Source organism: Tenacibaculum halocynthiae, assembly GCF_964512825.1.
Classification (GTDB): domain Bacteria; phylum Bacteroidota; class Bacteroidia; order Flavobacteriales; family Flavobacteriaceae; genus Polaribacter; species Polaribacter halocynthiae.
The window spans coordinates 47184-71491 of record NZ_CAZELG010000028.1 but is presented as its reverse complement, the minus strand read 5'-3'; the positions used below and the strand labels follow the sequence as shown (position 1 = coordinate 71491).

Annotated in this window: 18 protein-coding genes; 10 read left to right on the top strand and 8 right to left on the bottom strand. The window is 29.3% G+C overall.

What is annotated here, in order from left to right; translation table 11 throughout:
- Nucleotides 1–7 precede the first annotated feature (7 nt).
- The gene (locus ACKTTQ_RS09580) at nt 8–829 is read right to left on the bottom strand and encodes a DMT family transporter (RefSeq protein ID WP_408049069.1); all 822 of its coding nucleotides are present in this window, start codon (nt 827–829) and stop codon (nt 8–10) included.
- A gap of 288 nt (nt 830–1117) precedes the next feature.
- Here ACKTTQ_RS09580 and ACKTTQ_RS09575 point away from each other — a divergent pair, with 288 nt between their 5' ends.
- From ACKTTQ_RS09575 to ACKTTQ_RS09565, 3 genes are all read left to right on the top strand, one after another.
- On the top strand, nt 1118–3334 hold the full coding sequence (locus ACKTTQ_RS09575; RefSeq protein ID WP_408049068.1) for a RelA/SpoT family protein: 2217 nt from the start codon (nt 1118–1120) through the stop codon (nt 3332–3334).
- A 72-nt stretch (nt 3335–3406) separates the two neighbouring features.
- Nucleotides 3407–3856 carry a Fur family transcriptional regulator gene (locus tag ACKTTQ_RS09570; RefSeq protein ID WP_093871348.1) on the top strand — a complete coding sequence of 150 codons (450 nt, stop codon included), beginning with the start codon at nt 3407–3409 and terminating at the stop codon, nt 3854–3856.
- 36 nt (nt 3857–3892) lie between these two features.
- Entirely contained in the window at nt 3893–5164 is a 1272-nt protein-coding gene (locus ACKTTQ_RS09565; protein WP_093871349.1) for an adenylosuccinate synthase, read from the top strand.
- A 32-nt stretch (nt 5165–5196) separates the two neighbouring features.
- Here the strand turns inward: ACKTTQ_RS09565 and ACKTTQ_RS09560 are convergent, their stop codons facing one another.
- The 3 genes from ACKTTQ_RS09560 to ACKTTQ_RS09550 all read right to left on the bottom strand — a co-directional run bounded on the left by ACKTTQ_RS09560 (nt 5197) and on the right by ACKTTQ_RS09550 (nt 8243).
- Entirely contained in the window at nt 5197–6627 is a 1431-nt protein-coding gene (locus ACKTTQ_RS09560; RefSeq protein WP_408049067.1) for a pyridoxal phosphate-dependent decarboxylase family protein, read from the bottom strand.
- Between the two features lie 113 nt (nt 6628–6740).
- Nucleotides 6741–7529 carry a HesA/MoeB/ThiF family protein gene (locus ACKTTQ_RS09555; protein ID WP_408049066.1) on the bottom strand — a complete coding sequence of 263 codons (789 nt, stop codon included), beginning with the start codon at nt 7527–7529 and terminating at the stop codon, nt 6741–6743.
- Between the two features lie 42 nt (nt 7530–7571).
- The gene (locus tag ACKTTQ_RS09550; RefSeq protein WP_408049065.1) at nt 7572–8243 is read right to left on the bottom strand and encodes a hypothetical protein; all 672 of its coding nucleotides are present in this window, start codon (nt 8241–8243) and stop codon (nt 7572–7574) included.
- A gap of 169 nt (nt 8244–8412) precedes the next feature.
- Here ACKTTQ_RS09550 and ACKTTQ_RS09545 point away from each other — a divergent pair, with 169 nt between their 5' ends.
- The 6 genes from ACKTTQ_RS09545 to ACKTTQ_RS09520 all read left to right on the top strand — a co-directional run bounded on the left by ACKTTQ_RS09545 (nt 8413) and on the right by ACKTTQ_RS09520 (nt 17799).
- Nucleotides 8413–10044: an OstA-like protein gene (locus ACKTTQ_RS09545; protein ID WP_113787265.1), complete on the top strand. Its 1632-nt coding sequence runs from the start codon at nt 8413–8415 to the stop codon at nt 10042–10044.
- Nucleotides 10045–10053: 9 nt separating this feature from the next.
- Nucleotides 10054–11229 carry an aspartate aminotransferase family protein gene (locus ACKTTQ_RS09540; RefSeq protein ID WP_408049064.1) on the top strand — a complete coding sequence of 392 codons (1176 nt, stop codon included), beginning with the start codon at nt 10054–10056 and terminating at the stop codon, nt 11227–11229.
- A 37-nt stretch (nt 11230–11266) separates the two neighbouring features.
- Nucleotides 11267–13039: an AMP-dependent synthetase/ligase gene (locus tag ACKTTQ_RS09535; RefSeq protein WP_408049063.1), complete on the top strand. Its 1773-nt coding sequence runs from the start codon at nt 11267–11269 to the stop codon at nt 13037–13039.
- Between the two features lie 71 nt (nt 13040–13110).
- The gene (locus ACKTTQ_RS09530) at nt 13111–14883 is read left to right on the top strand and encodes an AMP-dependent synthetase/ligase (protein ID WP_093871356.1); all 1773 of its coding nucleotides are present in this window, start codon (nt 13111–13113) and stop codon (nt 14881–14883) included.
- Nucleotides 14884–14960: 77 nt separating this feature from the next.
- Nucleotides 14961–16577: an RluA family pseudouridine synthase gene (locus ACKTTQ_RS09525; protein ID WP_093871357.1), complete on the top strand. Its 1617-nt coding sequence runs from the start codon at nt 14961–14963 to the stop codon at nt 16575–16577.
- A 496-nt stretch (nt 16578–17073) separates the two neighbouring features.
- A complete protein-coding gene (locus ACKTTQ_RS09520; protein WP_408049062.1) occupies nt 17074–17799 on the top strand; it encodes a (S)-benzoin forming benzil reductase in 726 nt (241 codons plus the stop codon).
- Nucleotides 17800–17981: 182 nt separating this feature from the next.
- On the opposite strand, the gene ACKTTQ_RS09515 is transcribed toward ACKTTQ_RS09520, so the two are convergent.
- The 4 genes from ACKTTQ_RS09515 to ACKTTQ_RS09500 form a co-directional block, all read right to left on the bottom strand.
- A complete protein-coding gene (locus tag ACKTTQ_RS09515; protein ID WP_093871359.1) occupies nt 17982–18725 on the bottom strand; it encodes a LytR/AlgR family response regulator transcription factor in 744 nt (247 codons plus the stop codon).
- A gap of 678 nt (nt 18726–19403) precedes the next feature.
- Complete coding sequence (locus tag ACKTTQ_RS09510) at nt 19404–21110, bottom strand: ATP-binding protein (RefSeq protein WP_408049061.1); 1707 nt, start codon at nt 21108–21110, stop codon at nt 19404–19406.
- A complete protein-coding gene (locus ACKTTQ_RS09505; protein WP_408049060.1) occupies nt 21097–21582 on the bottom strand; it encodes a hypothetical protein in 486 nt (161 codons plus the stop codon). The genes ACKTTQ_RS09510 and ACKTTQ_RS09505 overlap by 14 nt, the downstream gene beginning before the upstream one ends.
- An 88-nt stretch (nt 21583–21670) precedes the next feature.
- Entirely contained in the window at nt 21671–22279 is a 609-nt protein-coding gene (locus ACKTTQ_RS09500) for an alpha-ketoglutarate-dependent dioxygenase AlkB family protein (protein WP_093871362.1), read from the bottom strand.
- Nucleotides 22280–22567: 288 nt separating this feature from the next.
- On the opposite strand from ACKTTQ_RS09500, the gene dnaX reads away from it, so the two are divergent.
- The gene (gene dnaX, locus ACKTTQ_RS09495; protein ID WP_113787274.1) at nt 22568–24280 is read left to right on the top strand and encodes a DNA polymerase III subunit gamma/tau; all 1713 of its coding nucleotides are present in this window, start codon (nt 22568–22570) and stop codon (nt 24278–24280) included.
- Nucleotides 24281–24308 lie beyond the last annotated feature (28 nt).

Here is a 24308-nt window from a genome sequence, read left to right as displayed (position 1 = left end):
AATAGTTTTAACTATTGCCCTTATTTTTTTTAACTACTATCCTAACTCCTACAACAACAATAATTGCTCCTATAAATTGCCAAAAACTCATTGATTCATTTAAAAATATTATAGCTAATACTATAGTAGAAAAAGGTCCAATACTTCCTAAAATGGAAAAATTAGAAGCTCCTATTTTTTGAATAGCATATGACACTAAAAAAGAAGGAATCAAAGTTGCAATAATAGCCATTAGAAATCCTAAATAATAAACTTCTTTAGGGTATATAAAAATAGATGTTCTATCTACTAGTAAATAATGTATAACTACACAAATTGTAGAAACTATCATTGCATAAGAAGTAAATGTTTTTACTCCAAACCTAGGAATTAACCAACCACTTCCTACCAAATAAGAAGCATAAGTTAAAGCACTTAAAAACACCAATACTCCTCCTAATAGTATGGTGTAATCAAAAACTTGACTTCCACTACCAAAGGCTAAAACAACTCCGATATATGTTAATAGAATTGCCCAAACTTGATGCTTTGTAACTTTTTCTTTAAAAAACAACCTATTAATTAGCAATACTAAGGTTGGATATACAAATAAGATAATTCTCTCTAAACTAGCTTCAATATATTGTAACCCTAAAAAATCAAAATAACTAGCTAAATAATAGCCTATAAAACCGAAAAAAAACAACCATAAATAATCTTTATTTTTTAGAATTACTTTAACTTCCCTCTTTCTATTATCTAGTAATAAAATGATTATATAAAAAGGTAATGAAAACAACATTCTAAATAATAACAAGTGAATTGAACTTACATTATATTGATACGCCATTTAAACCATAACTGCTTTTGAAGAAAACATTACAATTCCCAAAACACCTAAAAACACTCCTGATAATTTCATTAAAGCTATTTTACAACAAAAATAATGAGTAACTAATTTTATTAAAAAATATTTTAATTAGTCATACGATGTTCAGTGTACGTTTATTTTAAACATTCCCTTGTATTACTAGTTAAAATTTCAAGTTAAAAGAACATTTTCAATTAATCCTTGCTCAATAAAATTCTTTATACTATTTTTCATTTTGAAACCTTATAAACATTAAAGTTTACGTGTATGAGTTATAATGCAACGATAGAAGAGGAAAATAAAGAAATAGCCAATAGATATAAAGATTTACTTAAAGGAACTTATCAAACACTTTCAGAAGATGATAAAAAGCTTATACGTAAGGCCTTTGAAATTGCTGTAGAAGCACACTCTGAACAACGAAGAAAAACTGGAGAACCTTATATTTATCATCCAATTGCTGTTGCTAAAATAGTTGCTTATGAAATAGGCCTTGGAGCAACTTCTATTGCTGCTGCACTACTCCATGATGTTGTAGAAGACACACATTATACTCTTGATGATATGGAGCGTTTGTTTGGTGAAAACATTGCTCGTATTGTTAGTGGATTAACTAAAATTTCTAGCTTAAGAAAAGAACAAGACTATTCTATTCAAGCTGAGAATTTTCGTAAAATGCTACTTACACTCCATGATGATGTACGTGTAATTTTAATTAAAATTGCTGATAGACTTCACAACATGCAAACAATGGATTCTATGCCACCTCATAAACAGGTAAAAATAGCTTCCGAAACTTTATATATATATGCTCCTTTAGCTCATAGACTTGGGTTATACAACATAAAAACTGAACTTGAAGATTTAGGTTTAAAATATACTGAACCTGATGTATATAATGATATACTTAGTAAAATTGAACATAGTAAAGAAGATCAACAAAAATATATTGACAGCTTTACAAGTGTTTTAAAAGAAGCTTTAAATAAAGAAGCTTTTTCTTATGAAATAAAAGGTCGTTTTAAATCTATTTTCTCTATTAGAAGAAAAATGCGCAAACAAAATGTAACTTTTGATGAAGTATACGACAAGTTTGCCATTAGAATTATATACAAACCAAAATCTAAAGATGAAAAATTTGATGCTTGGAAAATATATTCTATTGTAACAGATTTCTTTAAACCTAATCCAGCCCGTTTACGTGATTGGATTTCACAACCAAAATCTACTGGGTATGAAGCATTACATATAACTGTTATTGGCCCTCAAGCCAAATGGGTTGAAGTACAAATTCGTTCGCAAAGAATGGATGAAATAGCTGAAAAAGGGTATGCTGCTCATTTTAAATATAAACAAGGTAATGTTAGTGAAAACGGATTAGATGGTTGGTTAAACCGTTTAAAAGAAACTTTAGAAAACCAAAGTATAAATGCAGTTGATTTTGTTGAAGATTTTAAATTAAACCTATATGCTAAAGAAATATATGTTTTTACTCCTAATGGAGACTTAAAATCATTACCCAAAGGTGCTTCTGCTTTAGATTTTGCTTTTTCAGTTCATACAGATGTAGGTCTTAAATGTCGTGGTGCAAAAGTAAATGGTAAACTAGTTCCTTTAAGTCACGAATTAAAAAGCGGAGATCAAGTTAAAGTTCTTACAGCTGCAATTAATAAACCTAATGTAAGATGGCTCGATTTTGTTTTAACAGCACGTGCTAGAACAAAAATAAAATCTGCCTTAAAAGCAGAAGAAAAGAAAATAGCTGAAGAAGGAAAAGCTATATTAATGCGTAAACTTCGACACTTAAAAATCAATACTAGCGAAAAAACAATTCATGAAATTGCTAATTACTTTGGCTTAAAAACAAGTTTCGATTTATTTTATAGGGTTGGTAATGGAGCTATAGATAATACCAAACTAAAAGAATTTTTAGCTCAAAGAAGTGGTCCTTTAATGAGCTTTATTAGAAGTACCTTTAAAAGAAGTCCTAGTAAAAACGTTACAGATAAAGAAGAAGTAACTAGCAACTTTGACTCTTTAGTTTTTGGTAAAGATGAACAAGTATTAGATTATACTTTATCTAAATGCTGTACTCCTATACCTGGTGATAAGGTATTTGGATTTGTAACAATAAATGAAGGTATTAAAGTTCATAAAAACGATTGTCCTAATGCTATTTCATTGCAATCAAATTATGCTTATAGAATAATGCCTGCTAAATGGATAGATTCAACTCAACAAGAATTTAAGGCTTCTTTAGAGTTTTCTGGTATAGATAAAAAAGGCATCGCCAATAATATTACTCGCATTATTTCTAATAGTACTGATGTTTATATATACGGAATAAACATTGCTGGTGACGATGGAGTATTTGAAGGAAACTTAACATTAGGAATAAAAAATAAATCTCAATTAAATAAATTAATTGACAGTATAAAAAGAATTGATGGTGTACAAAAAGTAGAACGTGTTAATACTTTGTAAATATCATTTTAATATCATCCTTTTTTTATCAATAAATAAACGTAAATTTGCCCTTTCGTAAAATTCTAATTAATGAATAACTCTGCAGAAAATCAAGAAATTGTAAAAAAAGTATTTACTTCTTACTTAGAAGAAAATAAACATCGTAAAACGCCTGAGCGTTACGCCATTTTACAAGAAATTTATGATGCTGAAGAACATTTTGATATTGAATCATTATACATCAAAATGAAAAATAAAAACTATCGAGTGAGTAGAGCTACGCTATACAATACAATAGACTTACTATTAGATTGTGGTTTGGTGAGAAAACATCAATTTGATGGACAATCTATGGCTAGATATGAAAAGAGCTATTTTGACAAGAATCATGACCACGTAATTTTAACCGATACTGGTGAAGTAAAAGAGTTTTGTGATCCAAGAATACAAATTATCAAAAAAACAATTGAAGAAGTTTTTGATATTGATATTCATAACCATTCATTATACTTCTACGGAACAAAAAAGAAACAAAATTAACAACAACAAAATAACTTATTAACAATACACAATTAGATGGCAGTAGATTTATTACTCGGATTACAATGGGGAGACGAGGGAAAAGGTAAAATTGTAGATGTACTTACAAAGAACTACGATATTATTGCACGTTTTCAAGGGGGGCCAAATGCTGGACACACTTTAGAGTTTGATGGTATTAAGCATGTTTTAAGAACTATTCCTTCAGGAATTTTTCATGACAAATCAATTAACGTAATTGGTAACGGAGTGGTTATCGATCCTGTAGTTTTTGTACAAGAATTAGACGGATTAAATAAATTTGATCTTGATTATAAATCAAAATTAATTATCTCTAGAAAAGCACACGTAATTTTACCAACACACCGTTTGTTAGATGCTGCTTCTGAGGCTTCTAAAGGGAAAGCTAAAATTGGTTCTACATTAAAAGGTATTGGTCCAACATATATGGACAAAACTGGTAGAAACGGGATTAGGATTGGTGATTTAGAACTAGATAATTGGAAAGAGAAATACAGAAGTCTTGCTAATAAACATGAAGCTATGATTAGCTTTTATAATGTTGATGTTCAATACGATTTAAAAGAAATGGAAATTGAATTCTTTGCTGCTGTTGAGCGTTTAAAAGAATTACAATTTATTGATAGTGAGGAATATTTAAACAAAGGTTTAAAAGAAGGTAAAACCATCTTAGCAGAAGGAGCCCAAGGTTCATTATTAGACATTGATTTTGGAACTTATCCTTTTGTAACTTCTTCTAACACTACAGCTTCTGGTGCCTGTACTGGTTTAGGAATTGCTCCTAACAAAATTAAAGAAGTTTTTGGTATTTTCAAAGCATATACTACACGTGTAGGTTCTGGACCATTCCCTACTGAATTATTTGATGAAGTTGGAAGTGAAATGGCTAAAATTGGTCGTGAATTTGGTGCTGTAACTGGTCGTCCTCGTAGATGTGGGTGGTTAGATTTAGTTGCTTTAAAATATGCAGTTCAAGTTAACGGTGTTACACAGTTAATGATGATGAAAGGCGATGTACTTTCAGGTTTTGACACTTTAAAAGTATGTACTTCTTACAAATATAAAGGTGAAGAAATTTCTCATTTACCATATAATATTGAACCTGAAAACATCGAACCAATTTATACTGAATTTAAAGGTTGGGATGATGATTTAACAGGAATGACTACAAAAGAAGAGTTACCTAAAAATTTATTAGATTATATCTCTTTTATTGAAAAAGAGACTGAAGTACCTATTAAAATAGTATCTGTAGGTCCAGACAGAAAACAAACAATTGTTAGATAAAAAAAAAGAGCTCTTAAAAGAGCTCTTTTTTTTTACTTTTTACTTAAAATTTCATCTGCAAAAGAATTACACAATAAAAAGGTATCCTCAACATCTTTAAATGTAGTTTTAGGGTTTATTAAACACATTCGTAAAACTACCTGCTTATTTAAAACTGTAGTTACTAACAATGCTTCCCTAGACTCCATTACCTTTTTAGAAATTTTTTGATTTAATTCATCTAATTCTTGTTCAGATAAGTTTAATCCAAGTGGATTGTATCTAAAATTAATAACAGCTAAAGTTGCTGGTGATATAATTTCCCAATTTCTACTTTTACGCAACATCTTCTCAACGTCATCAGTTAATTGAATATTATAAGTAACTGCTTTTTTAAACGTATCTAATCCATAAGTTTTAATAGACATGTAAAATTTTAATGCTCTAAAACGTCTTGTTAATTGAATTCCATAATCATAGAAATTAATTTCAGATTCATTTCCTTCAATATCACGTAAATACTCAGGCTTTTCACTAAATGTATTACTCAACCATGAAGCATCTTTTACTAACAAACACCCTATTTCATAAGGCTGATAAAACCATTTATGTGGATCAACAGTAAGTGAATCTGCTCTCTCTATCCCTCGTAAAGCTTTTGCTCCCTTTTCAGCTAAAATGGCAGCGCCACCATAAGCACCATCAACATGCATCCATAAATCTTCTTCTTCGCATATATCAGCTATATCGTTTAAAGGGTCAACAGTTCCTGTATTAGTTGTTCCTGCAGAAGCAATGTAACAAAATGGCTGTAAACCTTCTAATCGATCTTTAGCTATTGCATTTTTTAATTTATTAATGCTTATTCTAAATTCTAAATCTGTAGGTAAAATTCTAATCTGTTCTTTCTTAAACCCTAAAACACGAATAGCTTTTATATTAGAAGAATGAGCTTGATCTGATAAATAAATAACAGCTTTAGAAAAATCATCTCCACATTTTAAACGTCTTGCAGTTACTAAAGCAGTTAAATTAGCCATAGAACCACCACTAGTAAAAATACCACCTCCTTTTTCTACGGGAAAATCGTACATTTTAAGTAACCAGTTCATAGTTACTATTTCTAGTTCAGCTGCAGCTGGAGAAACCATCCAACCTCCTGAAAAAATATTAAATCCAGTTGCTAAACTGTCTGCCATAGTACTAATAAAATTACTAGGACCAGGCACAAATGAATATGACTTTGGATGTGATGTTAAAATACTATTAGGTATCACATTATCCATTACAAAATCTAAAACATCTTCAGCTGGCATACCCTCTCCTGGGGCTTCTTGTAAGAAAACAGTATCCATTTCTTTTCTTGAAGCACTAACTACAGGTTTTTTGCTTTCAAGCGTATCCCAATGTTCAGTAATTAAGTCAACTATTTTATATCCATAAGACTTCATTTCTTCTTTTGATAAATCAAAATGAGCACTCATATCTTTATATATTTTTAATTTATTGCAAAATTAAAACATTTGAAATCCTTAATCACTCTTAATTTTTAAAATTAATAAGATAATTTTTGCATAAAACATCAATACAGAAAATACTATCTAGTTGATAAAAAATAAGGTTCAGGGAAAGTTTTAACCTCTAAATTATTTACTATGCTAAATAATATATTACAAACTAAAGCTGCTGATAAATGAGATCCAACAACTAATTGTGGGGGTGTTATTTTTTCTGAATTTAACTTATACAATTCAAAAAAACTATAAAACCAATCCAAGTTAATATCCTTCCTGTTTTTTAAATATGTCAACATATTTTCAATTAGCACCAATTCAAACCTGCCGTCATTTCTTTCTACATTATAAATTTGTTTACTTGTTGGAGTTACCAGATAAGCTGCAGCACCCCAACCAAAATTTAAAGGGTGTATTACTGGTATACCTTTTTCTTTACATATTTCATCAAATGCAAAAGGAGTATGTTTAGTATCAAAATCAATAGCATTTATTGCAATATCACACCCTTCTAAATATTTTGATATTGTAGTTGGCTCTAAAAAAAGGTGATGATATTCAATACTAACATCAGGGTTAATAGCCTTTAATCGTTTAGTTATTTCTTTAACTTTAGATTTATTTACAGATTCATTATCATAATTCTGCCTATTTAAATTAGATAACTCTATAGTATCACCATCTATTAATACAAAATTCTCAAAACCTAACCTTAAGGCTGCTTCTGCTATTACACTACCTAACCCTACTCCTGCAAAAACAATTTTAATATCTCTTATATTGTTTTGCTCTTTTGGAGAAATATATAACACATTTTTATGATACCTTTCATTTTCATGCATTTCTGGTATAACTTTTAAAGCTTTCATCATTTTATATTCTAATTTTTTATTAAAATTCTTTTCTAAAAATTATTATGACACTAATTCTAATTCTTCTATCTTATTTCTAGTAAGCCAATTCTCAACATCTGTAATAATTACAGGGTAAGTAGGACTTCCCAAACATTCCTGACACTCGCCTATTATTTGCATATTCACTCCTAAATCTCTAAAAATATGATATATTAAAACATCAGATTCAGCTATAATTAAGCTATTAGGTTGCTTATTAATTACGCCAAAAATTTGAACTAGTAAATTATGAATTAACCTCTTTGATGTAAGTGACGAATCATGTTCTTTAAGTTTTTTAGAATTTACTGCTAACCTTCCTAAGTGCCAAATTTGATTAACCTCTAATTGTTTTTCTTTAATTACTTCAAAAACATTAATGTTAAATTCATATTCTACAGCAAAAAGTGTCCTACCAGTTTTTAAGGTTGCTTTAATAGTACCTATTAAAATATTTTCTAAATTTTTAAATCCAAAATAAATTGAGTTTTCAAATTGTTTAATATCTTGATTTCTCATATCATTCTGTTCATTATCCATAGGAATCCATGAATATTTTTTATAATAATGATAAGAATACATTTTAAAAACAAAATCAGAAAAATTAGTAAGGTCCTCCTCTCCTATTTGAAATAAATTTAATTGCTTATAAGAACTAACAAGTTTACTTTTAAATAGTTTTTCGAAATACATTTTTAGAATTATTAATAGATTACTGAATACATATATTTTCAGCAAAATTAGTAGGATATTAAAACAGGAAATCACCCATAACGGGTGATTTTTTATTATAAAAACTTTCACTTTTCAAACAACTTCATTCAATGAAGTTTTCCTTATTTTTGCTGAAAACAATATTATTTTGAAAAAACTATTTATTTTATCACTTTTACTATTAGCCTTTAATAGTTTTTCTCAAACAAAAAAAATTAGAATTATTTCTAGTGAATTTTCTGAAGCTGATGAAAAAAAATACCCTGGAGCAACCATTTTAATTGGAAATGTTAAAATTGCCCATGAAGGTGCAACTCTAGACTGTAAACAAGCTTTATTATACAAAAAAGAAAACTTATTTAAAGCTGCAGGTGAAGTGGTTATTGAACAAGGTGATAGTATTATACAATATAGCGATTTTGCAATTTATAATGGAAATACCAAAAAAGCTGTTTCTTGGGGTAATGTAGAAATTAACGACAAAGAAATGAAAATGAATACAGATACACTTCATTTTGATAGAAAAGAACAAGTGTTATTTTACCAAACTGGTGGTACTATAAAAGATAAGAAAAACACTTTAAAAAGTTTAAAAGGAACTTATTTTTTAAAAGAAAAAAAGTTTATTGCTAAATCAAAAGTAACTGTTGTTAATCCTGAAAATCATTTAGAATCTAATCATCTTGATTATTACACCAATACAAGTCTAGCTTATTTATATGGACCTAGTACTATTACCAATTTAAAAGATAGTACTAAGGTATATTCAGAAAGAGGGTTTTATGATACCAATACTGAAATTTCTTATTTTGTTAAAAGAGCTAAACTATTCTTAAAAAACAGAACCATAGAAGCTGATAGTTTGTATTATGATAAAAGAAAAGGATTTGCTTCTGCTACTAACAGGATAAAAATAATAGACACTTTACAAAACACTGTTACCAAAGGAAATTATGCTGAATTGTATGAACAAAAAGACTCTTTGTTTATTATTGATAGAGCTGTAGCAATTACTGAGCAAGAAAAAGATTCTATGTATGTTCATGGTGATAAAATATTAATTACTGGTAAGCCTGAAAAACGAATAGTTAGAATTTTTAATAATGTAAAAATTTTTAAATCCAATTTACAAGGAAAGTGTGACTCTATACATACTAGTCAAATAACAGGTTTAACAAGAATGTTCAGGTCTCCCATTTTATGGTCAGGAAAAAGTCAGATTACTGGAGATAGCATTCATCTAGTGTCAGATAAAAAAACAAATGAGTTGGACTCTCTACGTGTATTACAAAATGCTTTTATTATTCAAAAAGACTCGTTATCCGACGATAACTATAATCAAATAAAAGGAAGAAACATCTACGGTAAATTTATTGAGAATGATTTAAGAACTATGCTTGTAAAAGGAAATGCAGAATCTTTATATTACAATAGAAATGATGAAACTCAAAAATTAGAAACTATAACAAAAGAAATTGCTAGTGATATTGAGTTTAAACTAGAAAATAACGAAGTTGTAGAAACAAAATATTTTAAAAAATCAGAAGGAAAAACATTTCCTCCTTCTGAATTTCCTAAAGGAGAAAAGAAATTTAGAGGCTTTGTATGGCGTGGAGATGAACAACCCTTGGTTATGGAAGATATTTTTATTAAAGATAAAGCTTCAATTTTTCTTAAACCTAAAAGAAATAATAAAGCTGTTATAAAAGCTAAGAAAAAACTAAAAAAGGAAAACGAGAAAAGAAGAACTTTACCAAAATATGATTTTAAACGAGAATAGTTTTTTTTAATGAAAAATGATTTTTTAAAGTATCAAGCACAAACAACGCCTCACCCATTAGCAATTGAAATTTCACGCGCTAAAGGAAATTATATTTATGATAACTCAGGTAAAAAACTTTTAGATTTTGTAGCTGGTGTTTCTGCGAATAGTCTAGGACACAATCATCCAAAAGTAAACGAAGCTATTCAATATCAATTAACACAATATACCCATGTAATGGTGTATGGTGAGTTCATTCAAAAACCACAACTAGAACTTTGTAAAACTTTATCTAAAACATTACCTAAAAACCTTTCTTCTGTTTATTTAGTTAATTCTGGAACTGAAGCAACTGAAGGTGCTTTAAAACTTGCCAAAAAATTTACTGGTAGAAGTGAAATTATTGCTGCTAAAAATGCCTACCATGGAAATACACAAGGAGCTATGAGTGTTTGTGGTGCTGAGCAACAAAATCAAGCCTATAGACCATTACTACCTGGAGTTAAATTTATTGAATTTAATAATGAAATTGATTTACATAAAATAACAAAAAATACAGCTGGAGTAATTTTAGAAACTATTCAAGGAGGTGCTGGATTTATTGAACCTAAAAACAATTATTTAACCAAAGTAAAAAACCGTTGTAAAGAAGTTGGAGCTTTATTAATTTTAGATGAAATTCAAACTGGAGTTGGTAGAACTGGAACCTTTTGGGGCTTTGAAAATTATAATGTAATTCCTGATATTATTATTGCAGGTAAAGGACTTGGAGGAGGAATGCCTGTTGGTGCTTTTATTTCTACAAATGAGATAATGAGCTGTCTTAATAACAATCCTAAATTAGGACATATTACTACTTTTGGTGGTCATCCTGTTATTGCAGCTGCTAGCCTTGCTACTATCAAGGAAATTTCTGAAACAAACCTTATAAAAGAAACTTTAAGGAAAGAACAATTAATTCGTAGTATTTTAGAAAAACACCCTAAAGTGAAAGAAATTAGAGGGCGTGGTTTAATGCTAGCTTTAATTGTAGAGAGCCCTGAATTAGCTTCCGAAATTATTTTAAATTGCCTTGATAAAGGATTAATTTTATTTTGGTTACTTTTTGAAGGAAAGGCTATTCGAATTACCCCACCATTAACCATAAGCGATGAAGAAATACATGAAGGATGTAACATCCTATTAAATGTATTAAACAAATAATTATTTTTTTTAGTAGATTTATAGCAAACAACCCTATATGCAAAAATCTACTTCAGTTAAACGACTTTTTGATTTCCCATATTATCAACTAGATAAATACCCTCAAAAAAAATGTTTTGTTTATAAAAATCTTGATTCATGGAAAAGTATTTCAACACATGAATATATTGAGCAAGCTAATAAAGTGAGTCGTTCATTACTTAAACTAGGTATAAAACCAGGTGATAAAGTAGCTGTAATTACAGCAACAAATCAACCTAAATGGCATATTTTAGATATTGGTATATTACAAATAGGAGCTGTTAATGTTCCATTATATCCTACTTTTTCTGAAAACGATTACGGATATATCTTACAACATTCTGATAGTGTTTTTTGTTTTGTTTCAGATAACGAATTATATAAAAAAGTAAAAAGCGTACAAAACAACACAAATTTAAAAAAGATATACTCTTTTGAAGAACTCGGTACTGAAAATGGTTGGGAATCCTTTTTAGAATTAGGAACGAATAATGAACTTCAGCCACAAGTTGAGTGTCTTAAAAAAGAAGTTAAACCTAATGATTTAGCAACTATCATTTATACATCAGGAACTACAGGAACCCCTAAAGGAGTTATGCTTTCTCATAACAACATTGTAAGCAATGTTTTTGCTGTTGGTAATACTTTAAATTTACACGATAATAAAAAAAGAGCTATTAGTTATCTTCCTGTTTGTCATATATTCGAAAGAGCATCTTCCTATTATTGTCAATACATGGGCTTCGAAATTTATTTCGCAGAAAGTATTGATAAAATTGGAGATAATTTAAAAGAAGTTCAACCCCATTTTATGGCTGTTGTTCCTCGATTACTAGAAAAGGTTTTTGATAAAATTGTAGATAAAGGAAGTAATTTAAATGGGTTAAAAAAACAACTCTTCTTTTGGGCTTTAAAATTAGGAGAAGCTTACCAACCTTATAAACAAAATGGCTGGTGGTATGAAAGTAAATTAAAAATAGCTCAGAAAATTATTTTTTCAAAATGGAAAAATGCATTAGGAGGCCATCTAGAATTTATGATTGCAGGAAGCGCTCCTATGCAATCAAGATTAATAAAAGTATTTACCGCAGCTGGAATACCTGTTTTAGAAGGCTATGGCTTAACGGAAACTTCACCAGCCGTATCTGTAACAGATATACGAAATAATGGCTTTAAAATAGGCACAGTAGGTAAAGTACTTAATGACGTTACAGTTAAGATAGCTCAAGATGGTGAAATATTGGTAAAAGGCCCAAATGTAATGCTTGGTTATTATAAAAACATTGAATTAACCAATAGTGTAATAAAAAACAATTTCTTCCATACTGGTGATATTGGAGAATTAGATAGTAATGGTTTCTTAAAAATTACTGATAGAAAAAAAGAAATTTTTAAAACATCTGGAGGAAAATATATTGCCCCAGCAGTGCTTGAAAGTGAATTTAAAAAATCTCGCTTCATAGAACAAATAATGGTTATTGGTGAAAGTGAGAAAATGCCTGCTGCACTGATTCAAATTTCTCAAGAATTTGTTCAGAAATGGGCTAAAAGACATAAGTATCAAATTTCTAGTTTTACTACTAATGAAAAACTTATTGAAAGAATATCAAAAGAAGTTAATTTTTATAATAAAAAATTTGGAAAATGGGAACAAATAAAACGTTTTGAAATTACTCCAGATGAATGGAGCATCGAAGAAGGTCATTTAACACCAACACTCAAAATGAGAAGGAAAATTATCTTAGAAAAATACAACTATTTGTATAAAAAAATATATAATCAACAATAAATCAAACATTAAAGCTTTATTTGTGCAATCGACTTAATTTTTATAATTTGCAGAGCCCTAAATATGAATTTATGCCGATTGAAATTACACGTCTTTTTGACTTCCCTTATTACCAATTAGAAAAATATAACTTACCAAAAGCATTTACCACAAAATATAATGGTAAATGGGAATCTATATCAACGAAAGAATATATAGCCCAAGCCAACACTTTAAGTCGTGGTTTAATTCGTTTAGGTGTTCAACCAAACGATAAAATAGCTGTTATATCTACCAATAATAGAACTGAATGGAACATTTGTGACATTGGTATTTTACAAACTGGAGCACAAAACGTTCCTATTTATCCAACAATTTCTAAAGAAGACTATGAATATGTGTTAAATCATTCTGAAGCTACTTATTGTTTTGTTTCAGATACCACTATTCTAGCAAAACTTAACCAAATAAAATCAAACACAAAACTTAAGAAAGTTTTTACTTTTGATGATATTCCTGGAGAAGAAAGTTGGACTGAAATTTTAAAACTTGGTAAAGATGAAAGTAATCAACCTGAAGTTGAAGAAAGAAAAGAAGCAGTTACCTCAGAAACTTTAGCTACCTTAATATATACTTCAGGTACTACAGGTAGACCTAAAGGAGTTATGCTTTCTCATGGTAATATTGTATCAAATGTATTAAGTAGTGAACAACGAGTACCCTTAACCTATGGTAAAGAAAAAGGGTTAAGCTTTTTACCTGTTTGCCATATTTTTGAACGTATGATATTGTATTTATATCAATATTGTGGTGTTTCTGTGTACTTTGCTGAATCTATAGAAAAATTAAGCGAAAATGCACAAGAAGTCAAACCTAATGTTATGACTGCCGTTCCTCGTTTATATGAAAAAATTTATGATAAAATTTACGCTAAAGGAGCTGAATTATCTGGCATAAAAAAGAAACTTTTCTTTTGGGCTATTGATTTAGGTTTAAAATATGAACCATATGGAGCCAATGGATGGTGGTATGAAAAACAATTAGGTATTGCTCGTAAATTAATCTTTTCTAAATGGCAAGCTGCCTTAGGAGGCGAGTTAAAACTAATGGTATCTGGTTCTGCTGCATTACAATCAAGATTAACAAGAGTTTTTGCTGCTGCTGGAATGCCAGTAATGGAAGGTTATGGACTTACTGAAACTTCTCCTGTAATTTCTGTAAATGATGTTAGAAATGGCGGATTTAGAGTTGGAACAGTAGGAAGAATAATTAATGGTGTTGAAGTAAAGATTGCTGAGAATGGAGAAATTTTAGCAAAAGGACCTAATATAATGATGGGATATTATAAAGATCCTGAAAAATCAGCTGAGGTACTTAAAGATGGTTATTTTCATACAGGTGATAAAGGTGAAGTTTGTGAAGAAGGTTTTCTTAAAATTACAGGTAGAACCAAAGAGATGTTTAAAACATCTGGCGGTAAATATGTTATTCCACCATTATTAGAAGGTGAATTAAAGCAATCTCGTTTTATAGAACAAATAATGGTTATTGGTGAAGGTGAAAAAATGCCTGCTGCATTTATTCAACCAAATTTTGCATTTGTTCGTGAATGGGCTAATCGTCATAATATTAATTTAGATGACAATAAAGACCTTATAGCAAATCATAAAGTAATTGAACGTATTCAAGAAGAAGTTGATGCTTGTAATGCTAAATTTGGTAAATGGGAACAAATCAAGCGTTTTGAACTTACCCCTGAAGAATGGTCTATAGATGGAGGGCATTTAACTCCAACTATGAAAATGAAACGTAAAATAATCAAGCAAATCTATTCAGATTTATATGATAAAATTTATAGGTGCTAATTTATTAGAATACTAACACATACTATCACTGTATATTTGTAACGACAAACATACAGTGATTTTTTTTGCGAAACTCTATGAACAAGCTACATTATTTTAAATCTGATACAACAAATATTCAGTTACCTAAAAAAATAGGATACCCTCATAATTACACACCTCATTCAATAGCAAAAATAGCTGCAGAAGAACTACAAGAATATCTATTAACACAATCAGATTTTAAACATGATTTTGGTTTATCTAATAATAGTACTAAAGCTTTAGGTAAAATGTTTGGAGTTTTAGTTGTTAAGCACCCTACAGGTAAAATAGGTTATATAGCTGCTTTTTCAGGTAAGATGGCTAATAAAACACAGCATAATTTTTTTGTCCCTCCTGTTTTTGATATCCTGGCTCCTAATGGTTTTTATATACAAATAGAAAACAAATTGAATATTATAAATGAACAAATACATTTATTAACTAATAAAAAAGAATACTTAGAATTAAAGAAGCAATACTATACACAAAAAAAAAATCATGAAGAGCTATTAAATCAAGAGCATTCTAAAGTTAAAAGAAATCGTAAACTTAGAAAAAAACAACAGTTAGTTAACAACCAACTAAATATTAATGAAGAGTTTTACTTACGCGAATACGAGGTTTATTTAAATGATAAGATAAACTCATTAAGACAAACTTTTTTGAATTATGAAAATAAAATTGAGTTATTAAAAAAACAACGAGCGGAAACTTCAGCAAATATTCAACAAAAAATATTTAAACATTATCTATTTACAAATGCAAACCTGCAATCTAAAAATTTATTAGATATTTTTAATAATACTCAAAATATTCCAGCAGGAAGCGGTGACTGCTGTGCTCCAAAACTTTTTCAATACGCTTTTAAACATCAACTAACTCCTATTGCTTTAGCTGAATTTTGGTGGGGTAAACCGTTAACTACTTCTATAAGGAAACATTTACACTACTATGTAGCGTGTTCTGGTAAATGTAAACCTATTCTAAATCATATGTTACAAGGATTAATAGTTGAAGAAAACCCATTGATAAAAAAATTAAATAAACCACAAGAGTTAAATATTATTTATGAAGATAAATATATGTTAGCTATTAATAAACCTGCTGAGTTTTTAACCGTAGCTGGAAAAGAAATCTCCTATACAATTGAAAGCTTAGTCCGTGAAAAATATCCAAACGCTACTGGGCCTTTAGTTGTACACCGATTGGATATGTCAACATCTGGTATATTACTTATTGCAAAAACAAAAGAAACTCATAAAGAGCTACAAGCTCAATTTATTAATAAAACTATTCAAAAACGGTACGTAGCTATAGTAAATGGTATTCTACCAAATCAAAAAGGTACCATCAATCTTCCGTTACGTGTAGACTTAGAAGATCGTCCAAAACAATTAGTATGTTACGAATATGGAAAGGAAGCTCTCACTCATTGGGAAACAGTTAGTGCTAACAAAGGAAGGACTAAAATTTATTTATACCCTATAACTGGTAGAACACATCAATTGAGAGTACACATGGCTCATCATTTAGGACTTAACTCTCCTATTGTTGGTGATGACTTGTATGGTACAAAATCAAATCGTCTTCATTTACATGCAGAAAGCATTTCTTTTATTCACCCAGTTACTAAAAAAGAGATGAAATTAACAATTCCAGTTCCTTTTTAGATGTTTACTTAATTTTATACAACAAAAAATCTCCCTTCATTTCTGAAAGGAGATATCCCTTAAATATTAGCAGAATGTATTGTGTTTGAAACTCTTAGACAAACACACTGCAATTTATACAAAATAAAAACAACAAACACTAAGGGTTATCCCTATAAGTAAGCTAAGGGTTTACCCTTAATTTACTACACACTAACCATTAGTTAACAATAAAAAAGCTCTCCGAAGAGAGCTCAAACTAAAAACTAACTTAAAAAATCTATTAATGAAATAACTTTTTATAAAAATACAACAGAGGCTACCTTCATTCTTATAAATTAAGTTTACTTACTTGTAAGCTACGGTAAAATGATAGAAAAGTGTAGATAAACGAATTTCTCTCTTTTTATAAAACTATTAAACAAATGCTTATATCTAAATTGCTTTTTTAACTTAAAAAGTAAACAATTATTCAGAAGCATTTTATCTATAAATACACTTTATTTATATTTACACTATGGATGTTATTATTATTACAGGAGGAAGTAAAGGTATTGGAAAAGCAATAGCTAAGAAATATGCGATTGAAAACTATAAAGTATATTCTTTAGCTAGAAGTACTTCAGATATAAAAAATATTACTCAAATTACTGTTGATTTAAGTAATTTAAAAGATACAGAAACTTGTTTTAAAAATCTTCTAGAAGAAATTAAACAACTTGAAATTACCTCTATCACATTAGTAAATAATGCAGGTAGATTAGGTAAAATAACAACAATTGAAAATTTAACATCTAACGATATTAATACTACTATTCAATTAAACATAACTACTCCAATTATATTAACTAGTTTATTTATCAAATTAACACAAAGTATTACTTGTAAAAAACAAATAATAAATATCTCATCAGGAGCTGCTACTAAGCCTTATGAAGGTTGGAGTGTTTATTGTACATCTAAAGCTGCTATTGACATGCTTACCAAAACAACTGCTTCTGAACAAGCATCGATTAAAAATGGAGTGAAATGTATTGCTCTATATCCAGGTGTAGTTGACACTAATATGCAATCACAAATAAGAAATACAAGTGAAAATGATTTTAAAAACCTACAACGTTTCATTGATTTAAAAGAAAACAATGAGCTATATACCCCTGAATTTGTAGCTAATACTATTTATACAATTGATATAGAAGACAGGTTGGTAAACGGAGCTATTTTTGATATTAGGAATATTTAATTTTAGTAGAAGTAAATGTAATGAAAAATTCAAACGTCATAGCGAGAGCAATGAAGCTATCTAAAAAATCTAAGCTACAAACTGATAAATTACTTCAGTCGTTATCATTCTTTCGTAATGACAAATAGTAACGTCATAGCAAGAGCATCAAAGCTATCTTAATATACTATATTTAACCTGTTTTATCTAAAAATAGTATTATCTTTTATAAATGCATTTTTGTAACGCTCACTAAAAGGTATTTGCCCTTTGTTCTGAAGAATAATTAAGTTATCTTCAAAGTAAATCTCTTTTATTTTTTTAATATTTACCAAATAATTACGATGTACCTGCTTAAAGTCAGGATTTGATAACATCTCTTTTAATTTTGTTAATGATAGTTTTATTAAATAATTCCCTTCATCACAAAGTAAACTACAATACTTCTCTTTAACTTCTATATAGTTTATAGAACTAACATCTACTTTAACAACACTCCTTTTCTTTTTTATAAATAAAAAAGAAGGACTTAATACTGCATTTTGCTCATTAAAACTGATACTATTAGATTGCTGATAACACGATTCAATAGCTAACTCTAATGAATATAAAAGCTCTAATTCATTATATGGCTTCAATAGATAAACCATAGGATTGGTAAGCTTAGCTTCATCAAAAACAGTTTTACTTTGCATACTTGTTAAAAATAAAAACGGAACATTCATATCACGTTGATTCAAACGTTGAGCCAACTCTATTCCTTCTGGCCTACCATCAATCATGATGTCTAAAATAATCACATCAAAAAATCGATTTTTAATCTCCTTCTCTGCCTCCTCTGCATTTGCCACTCTAACAACCTCATAGTCATTTGTTTCTAAAAAAGAAATTAGCGCATTAGCTTCTTTATCTAAATCTTCTAGTAGTAATAGTCTTAGTGTGTTCATAGTATAAAAATATAGCTAATTTGTTAACAAAACCAATTTTTCTACTTCTTTATAACAAGTTTTAATCTATACGTTTGTTTTTCTGATTTTTACCCTAAATGATTTAAATGTAAAAGTTAGAATGGTTATTACTTTAGTTCTTTAATCTTAATGACAAATTATTAACATCACAACGAGGCACGAAGTTGTCTTTGTATTACGTGTTCCTGACTAAAAGATTACTTCACTCCACTGTATTTCGTTCGTAATGACACAAGTATAACGTTATAGAGAGGCACGAAGCTATCTTTATATAATGTACTTCAAATGCAAAGATTACTTCACTTCACTGTGTTTCGTTCGTAATGACAAATTATAACGTCATAGCGAGGCACGAAGCTATCTTTATATAATGCACTTCAAATGCAAAGATTACTTCACTCCACTGTGTTTCGTTCGTAATGACACAAGTATAACGTTATAGAGAGGCACGAAGCTATCTTTATATAATGCACTTCAAATGCAAAGATTACTTCACTCCACTTCGTTTCGTTCGTAATGACACAAGTATAACGTCACAACGAGGCACGAAGTTGTCTTTGTATTGCGTGTTACTAACTAAAAGATTATTTCAATCATTACAACTATTTCGCAATGACATAAAAAAAGAGATTGCAAATTACAATCTCTTTTTTTAATTTAAACTGGTATACTTGGCAGTAAAATAGTAATTTTTGTTCCTTTACCAACTTCACTGTCAAAAGTAAGTGTTCCGTTATTTTTCTTAATTAATGTTTGACAAAGTATTAATCCGAGTCCAACGCCTTCAGAGCGATCTATTTTATCAATACTTAAATCTTTAAGTGCATTAATTTTCATTAATCTATCTTTAGGTATTCCAACGCCAGTATCTTCTATTGATATAAATGCTTCTGTTTCTGATTTAACTCCACTAGTTACCTTTATCTCTCCTGCCCCATTCATATACTTTACAGCATTGTCAAGCAGGTTTCTCAATACTATTTTCAGCGACTCTTTATCTGCTTTTACCAAGGCATTTTTTAAATCACTTTCAATACGGATGCTCTTAGCTTCTACTAGTATTGTATAATCATGCAATACATGTTGCACCATAGGACGTAATGCATACTCTTTTTGATCAAATATTAACTGATTACTTTGTTCTAATGACCAATGCAATACATTATTTAATAAATGACTGGTACTATTAGTTACAGCAATTGCTGCATTAGTAGCTTCTTTTATAGCTACTAAATCTTTATTATCTATATGATTTTTTAACTCTTCATGCTGATACCGAATAGTATTAATAGGTGAACGTAAATCATGAGAAACTACAGAAAATAAATAATCTTTGGTTTTATTAGCTACATTTAAATCTTCTTTCTGTTGCGTAATTAACTTATTTTTCTTTTTAAGTTTTCTATAAAAAAGGCCTAAGAATCCAATAAATAATAATAAGCCTGAAGAGCCTATAATCAAACCATCTCTTTGTACTTTTTGACGTTTAATCTTTTCATCTTGTACAGCTATTTCCTGTTGCTTTTGAGCAACTGCTAACTTTTTATCACGTTCTGTAAGCTCCCAAATACGATCTCTATTTCCTATTGAATCTTTCCACTTTCCATATTCTATATAATAGCCAACACTCTCTTTATAGCGTTTTCGATTTTTCTCTACAACCGCCATGTTTTTGGCTGTATATTGTTTTAATTCGATATCAGAAAATGATTTTGCAAGAGTATACGCTTCTTCAAATAAAGGGATAGCTTCATCATCTAGGTACTGGTTATAGTATACATTTGCTAAATCCATTTTAGCTCTTACCAAAGCTAATGTATCTTTTGGAGGTATTAAAGTAAACTCTTTTTTAAAATATTCTTTAGCCTTTGCATATTTTTTTTTATGAATATAACATAATCCTATATTGTGATACGCACCCTTACCACGAGATTTTTTAGTTCTCTCTTTAAATTTTTCCCACTCTAAATAGTAATATAAGGACTTATCATAATTCTTTAAACTAAGATATATCCTTGCTATTTTTAACCTCTTTAAATTTAAATAATTACCTCCATCAGAAATTTCACTAATACTTAGTAACCCTTTTTTAAGAAGTCTTTTTCTAATAGCACTAACACCTAATATATAATTTAATATATCTTTTTCGTCTTGAGTGTTAGCAAAATTTAAAGCTTTAGAACTATATACATAAGATGAGTCATACTGCTTATTTTTGTAATAAGAATAAGCAGTACAAAAAATTTCCTTATTAGTTTCACATATTTTAGATGAGTTTATTTCAAAAATTTCCTTTTCAACTACCTGTGAGAAAAGATAATTTGTGAAAAAAAATAAAAAAAAATAAAAACTAATCCTCTCCATCAGCTGGCATTGTTACAGTACCTCTATCTGTTTCAGGATCTTCATCTTCATCTCTAACCCAGATAACATCAGCTGAAGCTCCTGATTCTACTCTATAGGTAAACTCAATATAGTATAAATCATAATTAGTAGCCTCTTCTTTACAATTAAACTCTACACGGAACTCTCTACCTTGAAGAGTATCAGTTCCTCCTTGCTTATTTAAAACTTTTACTGGGTTAATTCCATAATAATTTAAATAAATTTGATCTCCTTGTAACTGAAGTCCACTTGTATTTTCTACTCTGTTTAACTGATTATCTGGTAAATAAGCTAATACGGTTACAGTATAAGGAGTACCATTTGCTCCTTCAGCTCCTGACATATTTACTAAAGGGCCTGAAGGCCTATTTGCCGCTGGAATATTAGTTACAAATTTTTCAAATTTTACTAATGATAACGTTACATGATTAACTGTTACTGGGTTTCCCATAATTTTTATATTGTTTGGTTTGTCTATAGAATCAAAAATACAATAAAAAATGAATTATGAAATAAAAGTAAAATATAGTTATTAGCTATTACTTAACAATTGTTCTAAATGTTAAGTTTACTCGAGGTCTATGAACTTTTTTTGTAGGAGGTAATCTATGCAGCCAATTACTTTGAGTTTCACCTTTCATTACTAATAAAGAACCATGTTGTAGTATTAATGACACTACTTCTTTTGTTTTTTTATGTTTAAATCCAAATTTTCGCTCAGCTCCAAAAGTTAATGAGGCAATAGCTCCATTTTTCTTTAAATCTTTTTCGCCATCAGCATGCCAAGCCATTCCTTCTGAACCATCATGGTATAAATTTAGTAAGCATGAATTATAGGTTTCATTCGTTTCTTCTTCAATAAGTTTCTTTAGCTCTAATAACTCTTTAGTAAAAGTTAATGCTACTTTAGTAGTATTAGAATAAGAATACTCAAAAGGTTCTGTTGCATACCAAGCAACTTTACGTTTGGTTACAACACGCTTTCCAAAAATTATAGCTTCATCATTTCGCCATTCAATAGCTTCTAACAAATGTTTATAATACCAATCCGCTTTGGCTTTAGAGGTAACTAATCCATAATACAAAACTGTTCCCTCTTTAGGTAATAAGTTTTTAGGCTGTTCTTCAAATTGTGAAAACAAATCCATTAATTTTTTTATATCAAAGATACGTGTTTTAATTATCTAGTATTAAATCTAACATAATTTCACCAATAAGCTTTTCATATAGTTCTAGCTTATAGCAATTAAAAATGCCACTAAGAAGAATGATATAGTCTAACTGCAAACAGATTACTTCAAACCTTTATAACCTTACAAAGACGATTTAGTTATAATGATTTAAACATTGTTCACAACTTTCATTTTCACTTTATAAATTTGTTTGTGTGTTGTTGCTGGGTTTTCTATTTTTGTTCAAGTAAACAATAAGAGTTAATGGAGCATTTTATAGTATCAGCACGTAAGTATCGTCCTCAAAATTTTGAAGATGTAGTAGGGCAACAAGCCATTACTAATACGTTAGAGAATGCTATAAAAAATAATCATTTAGCACAAGCTTTATTATTTACGGGTCCTCGTGGGGTTGGTAAAACTTCTTGTGCTCGTATTTTAGCAAAACGAATTAATCAAGAAGATGCTACTACAGATGATGAAGATTTTGCTTTTAATATTTTTGAATTAGATGCTGCTTCAAACAACTCAGTAGATGATATTCGTAGTTTAACAGACCAGGTTCGTATTCCTCCTCAAACAGGTAAATACAAAGTGTATATTATTGATGAGGTTCATATGCTGTCTCAAGCGGCTTTTAATGCTTTTTTAAAAACATTAGAAGAGCCACCAGCACATGCTATTTTTATATTAGCAACTACTGAAAAGCATAAAATTATACCTACTATTTTATCACGTTGTCAAATTTTTGATTTTAAACGTATTGGTGTTTTAGATGCTAAGGAGTATTTAAAAACTATTTGTGCTAAAGAAAGTATAACAGCTGATGATGATGCTTTACACATTATAGCACAAAAAGCAGATGGTGCTATGCGTGATGCATTGTCTATTTTTGATAGAGTAGTAAGTTTTTCAGGAACTAATTTAACGCGTGAAGCGGTTACTCAAAACTTAAATGTTTTAGACTATGATGTTTATTTTCAAATAACTGATTTACTATTAGAAAATAAAATTCCTGAAGTTTTAATGGCCTATAATACAGTTTTAGGTAAAGGCTTTGAAGGACATCATTTTATTAACGGTTTAGCTAGCCATTTTAGAGATTTATTAGTTGCTAAAGACACTGCAACAATAGCACTTCTTGAGGTAGGCGACTCAACTAAAAAGAAATATTTAGACCAAGCAACCAAAGCTAATATGCAGTTTTTAATACCTGCAATTGATAAAGCTAATGATTGTGATTTAAAATATAGGGCTAGTAAAAACCAACGTTTGCTGGTTGAACTAACATTAATGCAAATAGCCTCTATCACTTTTGATGGAGCAAAAAAAAAATCTAGCAACTACATAATTCCAGCTACTTTTTTTACATCATTATCTCCAGCCAAGCCTAAAGTGGTTAAACAACAAGTTGATACAATTGTAAAGGAAGCTGTTTCAAACGCTAAACCTGTTTCTCCTAAACCAAAGGAAATTAAACCTAAAGAGGAATCAACTAAACCCCTACTTAAAAATATAAAGAGACGTACCTCTGCCCTATCTCTAAAAAGTATACATCAAAAAAAGGAGTATAAAAGTACTCAGGAAGAAGAAAACTATGATAATCACCCTAGAACACCTTTTACTCAAGAAGAGCTAAAAGATGCATGGAAAAAGTATTATTTTAAGCTACAAGATATGGGTGAGCGTAGTATTGCTGCAATTATTGCTTCTGATGAACCTCAATTGAGAGAAAAGTTTCAAGTTGCAATATCTTTACCTAATGATTTAATGAAATCTCAGTTAGAAAAAGGTAAACGTAAATTATTAACTTTTTTACGTGAAAAACTTAATAATTATGGTGTTCAAATTGTTATAACAGTTAATGAAACAGTAGAAAAGAAATTTGCTTATACTCCGCAAGAGAAATACTTAAAGTTAAAAGAAAAGAACCCTCTTCTAGAAAAATTGAAAAGTACTTTTGGTTTAGATGTTTAATTTTTTTTAGTAACAAAACAACTTTTTG

Excerpts from the sequence above, each read along its gene's own strand:
- ACKTTQ_RS09515 (WP_093871359.1), bottom strand. The coding sequence starts at position 18,725 with ATGAACACACTAAGACTATTACTACTAGAAGATTTAGATAAAGAAGCT.
- dnaX (WP_113787274.1), top strand. The coding sequence starts at position 22,568 with ATGGAGCATTTTATAGTATCAGCACGTAAGTATCGTCCTCAAAATTTT.
- ACKTTQ_RS09550 (WP_408049065.1), bottom strand. The coding sequence starts at position 8,243 with ATGTATTTCGAAAAACTATTTAAAAGTAAACTTGTTAGTTCTTATAAG.
- ACKTTQ_RS09540 (WP_408049064.1), top strand. The coding sequence starts at position 10,054 with ATGAAAAATGATTTTTTAAAGTATCAAGCACAAACAACGCCTCACCCA.
- ACKTTQ_RS09565 (WP_093871349.1), top strand. The coding sequence starts at position 3,893 with ATGGCAGTAGATTTATTACTCGGATTACAATGGGGAGACGAGGGAAAA.
- ACKTTQ_RS09510 (WP_408049061.1), bottom strand. The coding sequence starts at position 21,110 with ATGGAGAGGATTAGTTTTTATTTTTTTTTATTTTTTTTCACAAATTAT.
- ACKTTQ_RS09525 (WP_093871357.1), top strand. The coding sequence starts at position 14,961 with ATGAACAAGCTACATTATTTTAAATCTGATACAACAAATATTCAGTTA.
- ACKTTQ_RS09580 (WP_408049069.1), bottom strand. The coding sequence starts at position 829 with ATGGCGTATCAATATAATGTAAGTTCAATTCACTTGTTATTATTTAGA.
- ACKTTQ_RS09575 (WP_408049068.1), top strand. The coding sequence starts at position 1,118 with ATGAGTTATAATGCAACGATAGAAGAGGAAAATAAAGAAATAGCCAAT.
- ACKTTQ_RS09520 (WP_408049062.1), top strand. The coding sequence starts at position 17,074 with ATGGATGTTATTATTATTACAGGAGGAAGTAAAGGTATTGGAAAAGCA.
- ACKTTQ_RS09500 (WP_093871362.1), bottom strand. The coding sequence starts at position 22,279 with ATGGATTTGTTTTCACAATTTGAAGAACAGCCTAAAAACTTATTACCT.
- ACKTTQ_RS09535 (WP_408049063.1), top strand. The coding sequence starts at position 11,267 with ATGCAAAAATCTACTTCAGTTAAACGACTTTTTGATTTCCCATATTAT.
- ACKTTQ_RS09505 (WP_408049060.1), bottom strand. The coding sequence starts at position 21,582 with ATGGGAAACCCAGTAACAGTTAATCATGTAACGTTATCATTAGTAAAA.
- ACKTTQ_RS09570 (WP_093871348.1), top strand. The coding sequence starts at position 3,407 with ATGAATAACTCTGCAGAAAATCAAGAAATTGTAAAAAAAGTATTTACT.
- ACKTTQ_RS09560 (WP_408049067.1), bottom strand. The coding sequence starts at position 6,627 with ATGAGTGCTCATTTTGATTTATCAAAAGAAGAAATGAAGTCTTATGGA.
- ACKTTQ_RS09530 (WP_093871356.1), top strand. The coding sequence starts at position 13,111 with ATGCCGATTGAAATTACACGTCTTTTTGACTTCCCTTATTACCAATTA.
- ACKTTQ_RS09555 (WP_408049066.1), bottom strand. The coding sequence starts at position 7,529 with ATGATGAAAGCTTTAAAAGTTATACCAGAAATGCATGAAAATGAAAGG.